This is a genomic window from Brachybacterium sp. p3-SID957, from assembly GCF_025144775.1.
GTDB lineage: Bacteria > Actinomycetota > Actinomycetes > Actinomycetales > Dermabacteraceae > Brachybacterium > Brachybacterium epidermidis.
Genome location: NZ_JALXKT010000019.1, coordinates 1 through 14,146, shown reverse-complemented (window position 1 = coordinate 14,146; position 14,146 = coordinate 1). Strand labels below are relative to the sequence as shown.

At 69.4% G+C, this 14,146-nt stretch carries 10 protein-coding genes; 8 read left to right on the top strand and 2 right to left on the bottom strand.

Annotated features, from left to right (window positions below; genetic code table 11):
• The first annotated feature begins 527 nt into the window (after positions 1-527).
• The 4 genes from M3B01_RS06005 to M3B01_RS05990 all read left to right on the top strand — a co-directional run bounded on the left by M3B01_RS06005 (position 528) and on the right by M3B01_RS05990 (position 5,926).
• Positions 528-1,028 (top strand): DUF456 domain-containing protein, encoded by a 501-nt coding sequence (locus tag M3B01_RS06005; RefSeq protein ID WP_311203201.1) that lies wholly within the window; start codon positions 528-530, stop codon positions 1,026-1,028.
• Entirely contained in the window at positions 1,025-2,974 is a 1,950-nt protein-coding gene (locus tag M3B01_RS06000; protein WP_259790242.1) for an ABC transporter ATP-binding protein, read from the top strand. Before M3B01_RS06005 ends, M3B01_RS06000 begins: the two co-directional genes overlap by 4 nt.
• The gene (locus M3B01_RS05995) at positions 2,971-4,863 is read left to right on the top strand and encodes an ABC transporter ATP-binding protein (protein WP_259790241.1); all 1,893 of its coding nucleotides are present in this window, start codon (positions 2,971-2,973) and stop codon (positions 4,861-4,863) included. Before M3B01_RS06000 ends, M3B01_RS05995 begins: the two co-directional genes overlap by 4 nt.
• A gap of 85 nt (positions 4,864-4,948) precedes the next feature.
• On the top strand, positions 4,949-5,926 hold the full coding sequence (locus M3B01_RS05990) for a class I SAM-dependent methyltransferase (protein ID WP_259790239.1): 978 nt from the start codon (positions 4,949-4,951) through the stop codon (positions 5,924-5,926).
• Here M3B01_RS05990 and M3B01_RS05985 read toward each other — a convergent pair.
• Positions 5,884-6,627 (bottom strand): DUF6318 family protein, encoded by a 744-nt coding sequence (locus M3B01_RS05985; RefSeq protein ID WP_259790238.1) that lies wholly within the window; start codon positions 6,625-6,627, stop codon positions 5,884-5,886. The genes M3B01_RS05990 and M3B01_RS05985 overlap by 43 nt on opposite strands.
• Positions 6,628-6,792: 165 nt before the next feature.
• Complete coding sequence (locus M3B01_RS05980; protein WP_259790236.1) at positions 6,793-8,013, bottom strand: IS110 family transposase; 1,221 nt, start codon at positions 8,011-8,013, stop codon at positions 6,793-6,795.
• A gap of 333 nt (positions 8,014-8,346) precedes the next feature.
• On the opposite strand from M3B01_RS05980, the gene M3B01_RS05975 reads away from it, so the two are divergent.
• The 4 genes from M3B01_RS05975 (at position 8,347) to M3B01_RS05960 (ending at position 14,017) form a co-directional block, all read left to right on the top strand.
• Complete coding sequence (locus M3B01_RS05975; RefSeq protein ID WP_259790234.1) at positions 8,347-10,083, top strand: ABC transporter ATP-binding protein; 1,737 nt, start codon at positions 8,347-8,349, stop codon at positions 10,081-10,083.
• Positions 10,083-12,212: an ABC transporter ATP-binding protein gene (locus M3B01_RS05970; RefSeq protein ID WP_259790231.1), complete on the top strand. Its 2,130-nt coding sequence runs from the start codon at positions 10,083-10,085 to the stop codon at positions 12,210-12,212. The genes M3B01_RS05975 and M3B01_RS05970 overlap by 1 nt, the downstream gene beginning before the upstream one ends.
• A gap of 264 nt (positions 12,213-12,476) precedes the next feature.
• The gene (locus M3B01_RS05965; RefSeq protein ID WP_259790230.1) at positions 12,477-13,400 is read left to right on the top strand and encodes an ABC transporter substrate-binding protein; all 924 of its coding nucleotides are present in this window, start codon (positions 12,477-12,479) and stop codon (positions 13,398-13,400) included.
• Complete coding sequence (locus tag M3B01_RS05960; RefSeq protein ID WP_311203200.1) at positions 13,397-14,017, top strand: ABC transporter permease subunit; 621 nt, start codon at positions 13,397-13,399, stop codon at positions 14,015-14,017. The genes M3B01_RS05965 and M3B01_RS05960 overlap by 4 nt, the downstream gene beginning before the upstream one ends.
• The last annotated feature ends 129 nt before the right edge of the window (positions 14,018-14,146 follow it).

Genomic DNA, 14,146 nt, shown 5'->3' with positions numbered 1-14,146 from the left:
CGGTGTCGTTCGCGGGGCGCCCACAGGGGCCTTCTCGCCGCGATCTCACCACGACGGGATTCCCAGTGCAAGCCTCGTCGAGGCGAGGCTCTCGAAGAAGTCGATGCCAGCGCCGCGATCCGCCGTGCCCCATCCTGAAGTTGTCTTGCGACAGCCGGGAATGCGACGTAGCGGAAGTCGTCGGCATCCGGCCCGGCCCAATGCACGCTCAGCACCCGTGCCTGCACCGCATCGAGTGCGGCGTTCAGTGTCTCAGCTCCCGTGTCGAACCGCTGCGAGCACTCCTGCAGCTGTTCGCTATCAGCTCCCCAGAACGACATGTGCGCCTCCTGATCTGGCTGCCGTGGTGAAGGACGGCAGTCGCATCATCCTTGGTGCCAGAGTGCAGAAGCAGACGGCCCGGCGGGCCAGGGGAGAGCTAACCACCCCGTGAGCGTTCCCGCCCCGGGCCCTAGGATGATCAGGGGTCCGCGTCGGCCCGGCCCGCCCATCCCGCCCTCTCCCCGTCCGGAGGCACCGTGGACACCATGTCCCTGCAGATCCTCGTCACCGTGCTGGTGGCCCTCGCCTACGTGGTGGGGCTGTGCGGCATCGTGCTGCCGGTGCTGCCCGGCACCATCACCATCATCATCGCCACCCTGATCTGGGCGATCGTGACCGGCAGCTGGACCTCCTGGGTGGCATTCGCGATCATCGCCGTGCTCGGCGTCATCGGCATGACCACCAGCTATGTGCTCACCGGCAGGCGCCTGCAGCGGCACGAGGTCCCCACCTGGCCGATCCTGGTGGGCATCGCCAGCGGCATCGTGGGCATCTTCGTGATCCCCTTCCTGGGCCTGCCCATCGGCTTCCTGGCCGGCCTGTACGTCTCCGAGGCAGTGCGGTTGAAGGACTGGAAGCGCGGCCTGAGCTCGGCCTGGGTGGCGATCAAGGCGCTCGGCATCGGCATCGCCATCGAGTTCACGCTCGCGATGCTGTCCACCATCACCTTCGCGATCGCGGTGGTCCTCCACTTCATGAACGCATGACCGACAGATCCCGCCCCGCCGCCGCCCGCCCCGCAGCTCCTGACGCCACCCCCGGCCGAGCCGCCACCGCCCGCCCCGTGAGCACGTCACCCCTGGACCGCCCGCACCCCGCCGTCCTGATCCCCGGCCTGAAGCGCCTGCTCAAGGGCGCATGGGAGCAGAAGGGCTGGTTCACCCTCGCTGTCGCCGGCGCCACTGCCTTCGCACTGCTCCAGATCGCCACCTCCGCGATCATCGGCCGCGTCACCGAGCAGGTCATCGTGCCTTCCTTCGAGGCCGGCCAGGCAAGCATCGCCCTGCTGGCCGGAGGCGGCCTCGCGATCCTCGGCATCGGTGTGGCCCGCGCCGTGGGCGTGGTGCTGCGCCGCGTGTTCGCCGCCGCCACCCAGTACGACCTGTTCCGCCTCTACCGCGAGCGCATCGGCACCGTGTACGCGAAGGTGCCGCTGCTGTGGCACCGCCGCCAGTCCACCGGCACCCTGCTCAGCGCCATGTACTCCGACGTGGAGGCCACCTTCTTCGCGATGGCCGCGTTCCCCTTCGCCATCTCCACCGTGGTGATGCTGGGCTACGCCATCACGGTGGTGTGGCGCATCGACCCGGTGATCCTGCTGGTCATGCTGGCACTGATCGTGCTGCTGATCATCCTCAACGTCCTGCTGCAGCGTTACGCCGCCCCCATCGCCGTGCAGTCCCAGCGGCTGCGCGCCCAGGTCGCCGAGATCGCCCACGAGTCCTTTGACGGTGCCAACGTGGTGAAGTCCCTGGGCCGCGAGGACGTGGAGGAGCAGCGCTTCTCGGCCGCCGCCGAGGAGCTGCGCCGCAACGGCATCCGCTTCGGCTACGTGCGTGGCTGGTTCGACCCCGCCATCGACGCCCTGCCCAACCTGGGAATCCTGGCGGTCGCCGTGCTGGGCGCCTGGCGCATCGGCGAGGGGCACCTCGCCACCGGTCAGCTGGTGGAGGTCGCCTATCTGTTCACGCTGATGTCCCTGCCTATCCGCTCCTTCGGCTGGGTGCTGGGGGACCTCTCCCGCACCGTCGTGGGCGGCGGACGCGTCCAGCAGATCCTCGACGTCACCGAGGAGCGCACCTACGGCCCGGACGCGCTCCCTGCCGGCCCGGGCCGCCTCACCTTCGAACAGGTCTCCTTCACCTACCGCGACGACCCCGCCGAGATGATCCTGGGCCGCACCACCCGGCCCGAGGACCAGCATGTGCGCATCAGCCGCGCTCTGCACGACATCACCCTGGTGGCCGACCCCGACGTCGGCGCCCGCGTGCTCGCCGTCGTCGGAGCCACCGGCTCCGGCAAGTCCACCCTGGCCCTGCTCGCCGCCCGCCTCCTGGACCCCACCGACGGACGGGTGGCCCTGGACGGTGCCGACCTGCGCTCCCTCACCGCCGACGCCCTCACCAGCGACGTCGTCCTGGTGCTGCAGCAGGCATTCGTGTTCGACGCCTCTGTGCGCGAGAACATCACCCTCGGCGAGGACATCGACGAGGACACCATCCGCTGGGCGCTGCGCGTGGCCCAGGCCGACACGTTCGTCGACGCCCTTCCCGACGGACTGGACACCCAGCTCGGCGAGCGCGGCGGATCCCTCTCTGGCGGGCAGCGGCAGCGGATCGCCCTGGCCAGGGCCCTGGCCCGCCGGCCGCGGTTGCTGATCCTCGACGACGCCACCAGCGCCTGCGACCCCAGCGTGGAACTGGCCATCCTCGACGGGATCAGGCGCGAGATGACCGCCTCCACACTGCTGCTGATCGCCTACCGCAAGTCCACCATCTCCCTGGCCGACCACGTGGTGTTCCTGGACCACGGCACCGTTGCCGCCCAGGGCACTCACACCGAGCTGCGCACCCGCAGCACCGAGTACCGGGCCCTGGTGGACGCCTACGACGAGGCCGCGATCGCCCACGACCTGATGGAGTCGCACGGATGAGCGCCGACGCCGATACCAAGCCCACCCCAGCCTCCTCCCGCCTCGGCTCTGAGGGCCCCAACGACGAGTCGGCGCTGGCCACCGTGCGCCGCGGCCTCGCACTGACCCCGGAGGCCCTGGCCGGGGTGTGGATCACCCTGCTGCTGGCGATGGTCGCCACCGCCGGGCGCGTGGTGATCCCCATCTCCGTGCAGAACATCCTGGACACCGGCATCATCGAACCGGCCGTGCCGGACCTGCGCTTCGTCGCCACCGCCGCCGGACTGGCCGCCTGCGTGCTGCTGGTGACGGCCGGCTGCAACATGCTGATGAACCGCCGGCTGTTCCGGATGGCGGAGACGGCCCTGGCGACGCTGCGCACCCGCGCCTTCCGGCACATCCACGACCTGTCCCTGCTCACCCAGGGCACCGAGCAGCGCGGCGCCCTGGTCTCCCGCGTCACCAGCGACGTGGACACCGTCAGCCAGTTCATGAGCTTCGGCGGGATCATGCTGGCGGTGATGAGCATGCAGCTGGTGCTGGCCACCGGCGTGATGGCCGTGTACTCCTGGCCGCTGGCCCTGGTGGTGTGGCTGTGCTATCTGCCGGTGTTCTTCTTGCTGGGCGCACTGCAGAAGCGCATCCGGGCCCGCTACCAGCGGGTGCGCACTGCCGTGGGCAGCATGCTGGGCTCGGTCTCGGAGTCCCTGGTGGGCTCGGCCACCGTGCGTGCCTACGGCATCGAGGAGCGCACCCGCGCCGGTCAGGTGGACCGCGTGCGCGAGGTGCGCGACGCCCAGTTCGCCGTGCTGCGCCCGCAGTCGGCATCGTTCTTCCTCTCCGAGATGGGAGACGGGCTCGCCACCGCCGTCGTGGTGGTGGTGGGCGTGCTGCTGGGCACCGGCGCCCTTGGCCTAGACCTGCCGGGGGCCGACCTCACCGCCGGCGGCGTGGTCGCCTTCGTGTTCCTGGTGTCCCTGTTCAGCATGCCGGTGCGGATGGGCATCGAGATGCTCTCGGAAGCGCAGAACGCGGTGGCCGGCTGGCGCCGCGTGCTCGGCGTGCTCGACACCCCCGCCGACGTCGCCGACCCCGGCGGCTCCATGGACCCCCACACCGGCCGCCGCACCCAGCCGGTGCCCGGCGCGCGCCCCCTGCCCGACGGCGGCCTCGACGTCGAGGTGGACCAGGTGCGGTTCTCCTACCCGGACGGCCCCGAGGTGCTGCACGGCATCGACGTGCACGTGCCCGCCGGCAGCCATGTCGCGATCGTGGGCGAGACCGGCAGCGGGAAGACCACCCTGGCAAAGCTGCTCACCCGCATGATGGACCCCGTCAGCGGTGAGATCCGCATCGGCGGCGTGCCGTTGCCGCTTATCCCGTACGCCTCGCTGCGCCAGCGCGTGGTGATGGTCCCGCAGGACGGCTTCCTGTTTGACACCTCCGTGGCCGGCAACCTGCTCTACGGCAAGCCGGACGCCACTCGGGCGGACATGCTGCAGGCCATGGACGAACTCGGGCTGGGCCACTGGTGCGATGGCCTCCCCGAGGGCCTGGACACCCCCGTGGGTCAGCGCGGCGAGTCCCTCAGCGCGGGGGAGCGGCAGTTGGTGGCGCTGGCGCGCGCCTACCTCGCCGATCCCGATGTGATCGTGCTGGACGAGGCCACCAGCGCCGTGGACCCCGCGGCCGACGTGCGCCTGCAGCAGGCCATCGACGGCCTGGCCCGCGGCCGCACCACCCTCACGATCGCCCACCGCCTCTCCACGGCGGAGCGGGCCGATCAGATCCTGGTGCTGGACCACGGCGACCTGGTCGAGTGCGGCACCCACGCCGAACTGGTGGACCTCGACGGCGGTATCTACGCGGGGCTGCACCATTCCTGGGTGGCGAACCGAGAAGCACGATGACCCACCCGGTCCACCCGATGAGCCGCCCGGATCGCCCGGGCGCGGCCGGGGCGGTCGTTCTCGTCATCCCCGTCGTGACGTACTGATGTCTGAGCACCTGCCCATCCCGCCGATCTCCTCCCGGCACCAGCCCCGCTTCCGCAGCGGCGAGCGGAAACGCGCGCTGGCCGAGGCGTTCCAGGACCAGGGGGAGGACTACGACCGGCTGCGCCCCGGGTACCCGGGAGCCGTGGTCGACGCGATCCTCGCCCACCTGCCGGGCGGAGTGCCGAACCTGGACGCCCATCCCACTTCCGCACCGCCCGCTCAGGCCCGGCCCGCTCACGCTCCGGTACGCGCGATCGATCTTGGCGCCGGCACCGGGAAGCTGTCCTGGGCGCTCGCCGAGCGTGGTGTCCAGGTCACCGCCGTGGACACCAGTGAAGCGATGCTCAAGGCGCTGCGGGCCCGTGCCTCCGCGGATCCTCTTGGCCAGTCGGCTCCCACGCTCTCCACCCACCGAGCGACGGCGGAGTCGACCGCGCTGCCCGCCGCGTCGGCCCACCTGGTCACGGCCGCCCAGGCCTGGCACTGGTTCGACGCCCCCGCCGCGACCGCCGAGGTGACGAGGCTGCTCACCCCCGGAGGTGTGCTGGCGCTGGTGTGGAACACCATGGACGTGACCATCCCATGGGTGCACCGGCTCTCCCGGATCATGCACGCAGGCGACGTGCAGCGCGAGGACTTCCTGCCCACTGTCGGCCCTGAGCTCGCGCTGGCGGACCGGGTGGTGCATCACTGGGAGGACCCCCTCCCCACGCATGACCTGATCGACCTGGCCCGCACCCGCAGCTACGTCATCACCGCCACCGAGGAGCGCCGCCAAAAGGTGCTCGCGAACCTCGACTGGTACCTCCATGACCACCTCGGGCACGCACCCGGCAGCCTCGTGGGCCTCCCGTACCGCACCGACCTGTTCCTGTACCGGCAGGATGCAGGGATTCCCGCCCCGCTCCCCACCTCCAACAGCGCAAGCGAGGGTCAGGCGCCGCCGTCGGACGGAGCGCCGCCGCCCTCGCCCTGACCGGCCGCAGGCAGGTAGGTCATGTCGCCCACCAGCCAGCGCTCGCCGTTCCACACCATCTGGGCCTGGATCTGGCCAGTCACGGCCTCCAGGGGAATCGACTCCTTGGTGGGGTCGTCCACCAGGATGCTCTCGGCCTGTGTGAAGGTCACCGTGGCCAGTCCGCTCGCGGGAGCATCCCCGGGGGCGGCGGAGCCACCATCTGCGGGTGCGTCGCTGTCCGCGGCTGCGTCGCCATCGGCCGGAGCGTCCTCGCCCGCTGCCTGGAAGCTCGTGGACTCCACCGTGAACTCGCCGTCCACCAGGTAGCCGCCCTGCTCGTTCAGCACCCGTGCGTTGGCGAGGAAGGTCATGCACACCGAGCAGTTCGGATCCGTCGACTGCTCCCACACGGAGGTGTCGCCGGTGGTCATCATGTACGTGTAGGAGTCCAGCAGGTAGGTCAGGGTGGCCTCGGCGCCGGCCGCGGTCTGCTCGTTCATCGCAGCGGGGGGGTCGGGCTTGGCGATCTCGGGGCGCTGCGGCTGATCGGCCGGGTCCACGTCCGGCCGATCGTCGGCAGGATCCTGCTGCCCCTGCGATGACGAGGGGTCCTGGCCATCGGGCCCGCCCATCAGCCCGGTGATCCCCATGTAGCCGAGGGGGAGCACCAGCAGCAGGGCGAGCACAATGATGACGAGGCGCTGGACAGGTCTATCCACCCGGCCACGGTAGCGGACACCTGCTGGGTGTCCAGAAGGGCGGTGGCTGGCAGCGCGGGGACCGGGGGGCGGTGTCCAGAAGGGCGGTGGCCGGAGAGGCGGGGGAGCCTCCACGCCGGTGCGCACGCGACCTGCTGGGGTGGGGGAGTGTCCCTATGTTCCGAGTCAAGCTGCGAGAGCGGTCGGCTCGGGGGCAGGGGTGATGGGCGGTTGGTAGTAGGTGCCGTCGCGGAGCATCGCGAAGATGACGTTGCAGCGGCGGCGTGCCAGACAGATCACGGCAGCGTTGTGACGCTTGCCCTCGGCACGTTTGCGATCGTAGTAGGCCTTGGAGATCGGGTCGCAGCGGGTGGCGACCCAGGCGGAGTAGAACAGCGCGTTCTTCAGGCGTTTGTTCCCGGAGCGGGCGGGGAACTCTCCGCGGATCGAGGTGCCGGATCGTCGTGTGACCGGTGCGATCCCGGCATAGGCCGCGAGATGGCCCGCGCTCTCGAACGCGGTGCCGTCACCGATGTTCAGGAGGATCTGGGCGGCGGTCTTGATGCCGATCCCCGGCATGCTCATCAAGACCGAGGCGAGAGGGAAGTCCTCCAACATGCCCTCGACCTCCCTCGCCACGGTCGCTCGCTGGTCCTTCAGTTCTTTGACCTGGCCAGCGACTCTCGGGATCACCAGCTCCACTGCCGCGGTCGCCGGCACGACCACGGTCTGCTCCGCGAGCGCGGTGAAGATCTGATCGATCAGCACTTCGGGGTCACGACGCGAGTGGGCCCGGGCGAACCTCAGAACCCTGCCTCGACCAGCAGTGTTGAGCCCGGTGGGGCCGCCGAACTTCTCCAGCAGGTCCAGCACGAGCCCGGTCGAGAGGGTCCCGCCGGCGAAGACTCGCTCGAGCGCGGGGTGGATCTGCGTGAGCAGCGACCGGATCCGGTTCAGTGCCCTGGTGGTCTCGTGGGCGAGGTCCTCGTCGAAGCCGGCAAGGACCTTCAGTGCGGAGAGGACCTCGCTGTCACGATCGACGCTGCGCAGGGTATGGGGCATGGTCCTGGCGGTGTCAGCGATGATGAACGCGTCGCGCGCATCGGTCTTCGACCTGCCCGGATAGAGGTCCGCGGCCTTCCGCATCGCCAGGCCTGGCAGGTAGGCGACGGAGCAGCCGGAGTCTCTGGCGACCGCGATCGGCAACGCTCCGATGGTGTTGGGCTGGTCGACCACCATCAGCACTTCGCCGTGGTTCTGCAGCTGGGTGAACAGCTCGCGGAGCTTGGTCTCGTCCTGCGGGAGGGGCTTGTCGAACAGCTTGTTCCCGTCCGGATCGAGCGCGCACGCGTGGTGGGCAGTCTTCCCGACGTCCAGTCCGATGACGACCGCGAATCTGGTTTCCATGATGCTGTCCTTCCCTGGAGCATCATCGCTGGTCGCAGTCTTGACACCCGATGCCGGCACCCACGTTACGAAGAGACCTCAGCAGTGCTGGGCCGTGTCCCTATCAGCGGTCAACGCGTGTCTCTCGACCGGGCGGCAACACCCCCCGGACCATTGATGGCAGGGCAACAAAGCCATACCCGGCCGAGCGACCAGAACCCCGTCCATCGGGGTGCTCACAAGGTAACGGGCACTGCCCGGACGTCCACGGGTGGTCTGTCGGCCGTCTCGACTATGCTTCACGCGGCGCGCGAACGCGCCCGTCCGCGCCCGTGCGCCCCTGGAAGGAGCCCCGTGATACTGCTTCGCCTCATCCTGAGGGCGCTCAAGCCGTACCTGCCGTGGGTGCTGCTGGTGGTGCTGTTCCAGATCATCGGCGTCATGGCCGCGCTGTACCTGCCCACCATCAACGCCGACATCATCGACGAGGGCGTGGCCAAGGCCGACATCCCCACCATCTGGCGCCTGGGCTGGATCATGACGGCCGTGTCCTTCGGGAACATCGTGGCGCTGGTGGCCGCGAACTACTTCAGCGCCCGCTCCGCGATGAGTGTGGGCCGCGATCTGCGCTCGCGCGTGTTCGCCCAGGTGCAGAGCTTCTCCCCGCGGGAGATGAGCGAGTTCGGCACCCCCTCGCTGATCACCCGCAACACCAATGACGTGCAGCAGGTGCAGCTGCTGATCTTCTTCGGCCTGAACTTCCTGGTCCAGGCGCCGGTCACCGGCGTCGGTGGGGTGATCCTGGCGCTCAGTGTGGAGCCGGGGATGGCCTGGCTGATCGCCGTGATGGTCCCGGTGATGCTGGTCAGTGTCGGCTTCCTGATCCTCAAGGCCGCGCCGATGTTCCGCCAGATGCAGGAGAAGATCGACCGCATCAACGGCGTGCTGCGCGAGCAGATCACCGGCATCCGCGTGCTGCGGGCCTTCGTGCGGGAGGAGCGCGAGCGTGAGCGCTACGCCGAGGTGAACTTCGAGCTCACCGACCTGAACCGGCGCATCGGCCTGCTGATGATCCTGATCAACCCGATCATCATGTTCATCATCAACATCTCCAGCGTGCTGGTGCTGGCCGTGGCCGCGCCCCGCATCGACGCCGGGCAGATGGAGATCGGCTCGATCACCGCGTTCATCGCCTACCTGATCCAGATCCTGATCGCGGTGATGATGGCGACCTTCATGACGATGATGATCCCGCGCGCGATGGTCTCCTCCGAGCGCATCACCGCGGTGCTCGAGGCTGATACCAGCGTGGTGCAGCGCACCGACGGGCTGCGCGACATCCAGGGCCCGGTCGAGCTCACCTTCGAGGACGTCTCCTTCACCTACCCCGGCGCGGAGAAGCCCGTGCTGGAGGACATCTCCTTCACCGCCCGCGCCGGTCAGACCGTCGCCATCATCGGCGGCACCGGTGCCGGCAAGACCAGCCTGCTGAACCTGGTGCCGCGCCTGGTGGACGTCACCGAGGGCAGCGTCAGGCTCAACGGCCACGACGTGCGCGACCTGCACGCCCAGGTGCTCTGGGATCGTGTTGGCCTGGTGCCGCAGCGGCCGTACCTGTTCTCCGGCACCGTCGCCTCCAACCTGCGCTTCGGCAACCCGAACGCGACCGACGAGGAGCTGTGGCACGCCCTCACCATCGCCCAAGGGCGCGACTTCGTGGCCGCCATGCCGCAGCAGCTGGACTCCCCGATCGCCCAGGGCGGCACCAACGTCTCCGGCGGACAGCGGCAGCGCCTGTGCATCGCCCGCGCCCTAGTGGCCCGGCCCTCCCTGTTCCTGTTCGACGACTCCTTCAGCGCCCTGGACCTCACCACCGATGCGAAGCTGCGCCGGGCCCTGGAGCCCGAGACGCGCGACGCCCTGGTGCTGGTGGTCGCCCAGCGCGTCACCACCATCACCTCCGCCGATCTGATCCTGGTGCTGGACCACGGCAGGATCGTGGACCGCGGCACCCACGCAGAGCTGCTGGAGAGCTCGGAGACGTACCGCGAGATCGTGCGCTCCCAGGGCGTCGAGGAGGAGGTGGCCTGATGACCGCGTCAGACAAGACCCCCGCGAAGGACCGCCGCAGGAACCGTCGGAAGGACCCTGACGCGACGCCCGGGGGCTCCCCCGACGCGCCCACCACCGCGCCTGTCGTCGCCGGCGACGAGGCCGCCGAGGCCGAGGAGATCGCCAGTGAGAAGGCCGCCGAACGGGGGCTGCGCCCCGGCCAGAGCGCCAAGAACTTCTGGCCCTCGGCCAAGCGACTGGTCCGCGAGATCGGCCCGGAGCGCAAGTACCTGTACGCCGCGATCCTGATCGGCTTCGTCTCGGTGGGGCTGTCCGTGGTGGGGCCGAAGATCCTGGGTCGCGCCACCGACATCATCTTCACCGGGCTGATCTCCCGGGAGATGCCGCCGGGAGCCTCGAAGCAGGAGATCATCGACGGTCTGCGCGCTTCGGGTGAGGACCAGTTCGCCGAGATGCTCACCGGCATGGAGCTCACCCCCGGGCAGGGCATCGACTTCACCTCCCTGTACCAGGTGCTGGGCCTGGCGGTGGGCCTGTTCGTGCTCTCGGCGCTGCTGATGTGGCTGCAGGGCCTGGCCCTGAACCGGATCCTGGTGCGGATGGTCTACCGCCTGCGCCGCGAGGTCGAGGAGAAGCTGCACCGCCTGCCGCTGGCCTACTTCGACCGGATGAAGCGCGGGGAGATCCTCTCCCGCGTCACCAACGACATCGACAACATCCAGAACACCCTGATGAACACCGTCACGGGCCTGGTCAACTCGATCCTCACCGTGATCGGCGTGCTGCTCATGATGTTCACCATCTCCTGGCAGCTGTCGCTGATCGCGCTGGCCGTGATCCCTGTGGCGCTGCTGATCACCGGGGTGGTGGGCAAGAAGGCCCAGCAGCTGTTCGCCCAGCAGTGGGACGCCACGGGCGTGGTGGGCGCCGAGGTCGAGGAGGCCTTCACCGGGCACGACCTGGTCACCGTGTTCGGTCGCCGCGATCAGGTGGGCGAGCGCTTCGAGGAGCGCAACGAGACCCTGTTCAAGGCCACCTTCGGCGCCCAGTTCGTCTCCTCCCTGATCATGCCGCTGATGATGTTCGTGGGGAACCTCAGCTACGTGGCGGTGGCGATCGTGGGGGGCCTGCGAATCGTGCAGGGCCAGATCACCCTGGGCGACGTGCAGGCGTTCATCCAGTACTCCCGCCAGTTCACCCAGCCGCTGTCGCAGGTGGCGTCGATGGCCACCATGCTGCAGTCCGGCGTGGCCAGCGCCGAGCGCGTCTTCGAGCTGATGGACGCCACGGAGCAGGAGCCTGAGACCGAGAAGGAGGGCGCTGCGGCGGGCATTCGCGAGGGCCGCGTGGAGTTCGAGCACGTGCGCTTCTCCTACAGCCCCGACCGCGAGCTGATCCGCGACCTGTCCCTGGTGGCCGACCCCGGTCACACGGTGGCGATCGTCGGCCCCACGGGCGCCGGCAAGACCACCCTGGTGAACCTGGTGATGCGGTTCTACGAGGTCGACGGCGGCCGCATCACGATCGACGGCATCGACATCCGCGACCTCACCCGCGACCAGCTCCGCTCCCGCACCGGCATGGTGCTGCAGGACACCTGGCTGTTCAAGGGCACCCTGATGGAGAACATCCGCTACGGCCGCCTGGACGCCACCGATGAAGAAGTGATCGAGGCGGCCCGCGCCACCCACGTCGACGACTTCGCGCGCCAGCTGCCCGAGGGCTACGAGACCGTCGTGGACGACGACGGCACCTCGCTCTCGGCCGGTGAGAAGCAGCTGCTGACCATCGCTCGCGCCTTCCTGGCCCGCCCCAGCCTGCTGATCCTGGACGAGGCCACCTCCAGCGTGGACACCCGCACCGAGGTGCTGGTGCAGAACGCGATGAACCGCCTGCGCGAGGGCCGCACCTCCTTCGTGATCGCCCACCGCCTCTCCACCATCCGCGATGCGGATCTGATCCTGGTGATGGAGGACGGCGACATCGTCGAGCAGGGCAACCATGACCAGCTGCTCGAGCAGGGCGGCGCCTACGCGCGCCTGTACCGCTCCCAGTTCGAGGGCGCCGCCACGGACCTGGACGCCGAGGACGCTACCGCCGATGAGGAGCCTGCCACCACCACAGGTGGCATGTCGATGGGGTTCTGAGCCGACGGGCGGATCGCCACTCGCGTCCCTGGTTGCGGGTTCAGCGCGCCCCGCGCGTCCCTGGCGCGCCCCGCATCGCGCCCCGCGCGTCCCTGGCGCGCCCCGCATCGCGCCCCGCGCGTCCCTGGCCTGCCCGCGGCGGTCCGCGCTCGCGTCCCTGGCTTGCCCGCGGCGCTCCGCGCTCGCGTCGAAGCGGCATGTTAGGCCTCTCTCATTCCGCGGGTGGAGCACAGAAGTATGCGCAGGCGTGCATAAGCTTGCTGCGTGAACACCCCCAGACGGACCCTGCTGCGAGCCCTGCCGGCCGCAGTCCTCGTCGGCACCGCGGCGTCGGTGACCGCTGGCTGCACCCGGGCGAGTGAGCGCCTCGATGCCGAGTCGAACACCGTGCCCGAGGTGGACCTCAGCGGGATTGAGCGCCAGGACGACCTGGCTGCGATGGTTCCCGCCCCGATCCGCGAGCGCGGAGAGCTCATCAACGGTGCCGCCCTGAACTACGCCCCCGGCGAGTTCGTCGGCTCCGATGGGGAGGCCGTCGGGTACGACATGGACGTGCTCGCCGCCATCGGCCAGGTGCTGGGCCTGTCCACCCGCACCGAATCAGCGGTGTTCGCGCAGATCATCCCCTCGATCGGCTCCAAGTACGACGTGGGGATCTCCAGCTTCACCATCAACGCCGAACGGCTCGAGAACGTCAGCATGGTCTCCTACTTCCAGGCCGGCATCGCCTATGCCGTGCGCACCGGGAACCCCTACGACATCGACCCGGCCGACCTGTGCGGCAAGCGGGTCGCCCTCCAGGTGGGCACCTACCAGGAGGAGCTGTCCCTGGAGCGCTCCGACCAGTGCCGTGATGCCGGCAGGCCCGGGTACGACATGCTGGCCTACGTCTCCAACTCGGACGCGGCCACCAATGTCGCCGGCGGCAAGGGGGACATCCTCATGGCCGACTCCCCGGTGACCGCCTACGCAGTGGCCCGCTCCCGCGGCACTCTCGAGCAGATCGGCGACATCGAGGAGTCCGCACTCAACGGCATCGTCGTGCCCAAGGACCAGCCCGAGTTCGCCGAGGCCCTGCGGGGGGCCGTCCAGTACCTCATCGACTCCGGCCACCTCCGCGAGATCTTCGCGGCCTGGGGAAACGAGAACGGCATGATCGAACGAGCAGAAGTGGACCCCCAACCGTGAGCAGCACCGTCTCCGACACCCCTGGCCTGCGCGACGCCGCCGGCAACGAAGTCACCCCCATCCATGCCCGCCCCGCTCCGCGCCCGGGGACCTGGATCGCCGCGGTCGTGGTGGGTCTGCTGACCCTCGCCCTGGTGAACTTCCTGATCACCAATCCGGTGTTCGAGTGGGACACGGTGGCGACCTACATCCTGGACGTCAAGGTGGTCCAGGGCGTCGGCTGGACGCTCCTGCTGACGCTGCTGTCGATGGTGCTGGGCACCATCGTGGCGCTGACCGCCGCCATCATGCGCCGCAGCGACAACCCCGTGCTGCGCGCGGTGAGCTGGGGATACATCTTCGTGTTCCGCGGCATCCCGGTGTACACCCAGCTGGTGTTCTGGGGCCTGTTCACCGTGATCGTCCCCAAGATCGCCGTAGGCGTGCCCTTCGGACCGGAGCTGTTCTCCTTCTCGACCCGCGACCTGGTCACCGCCTTCTGGGCCGCCGTGATCGGCCTGGGGCTGAACGAGGGCGCCTACCTGGCCGAGATCATCCGCTCGGGTCTGAACTCGGTGGACCGCGGCCAGGCCGAGGCCGCACGCGCCCTGGGCGGGCGTGTCAGATGGTCTGTGTAAGCCGTACCGAGAGGAACGGTAAGAATCATGACCATGACCGATGAGAAGAAGCAGGCCGGTGGTGAGCCCACTGGTCGGGATCTGGTCGATCAGCTGAAGGCCTCGGGGCAGCTGGACGCTCTGTTCGCG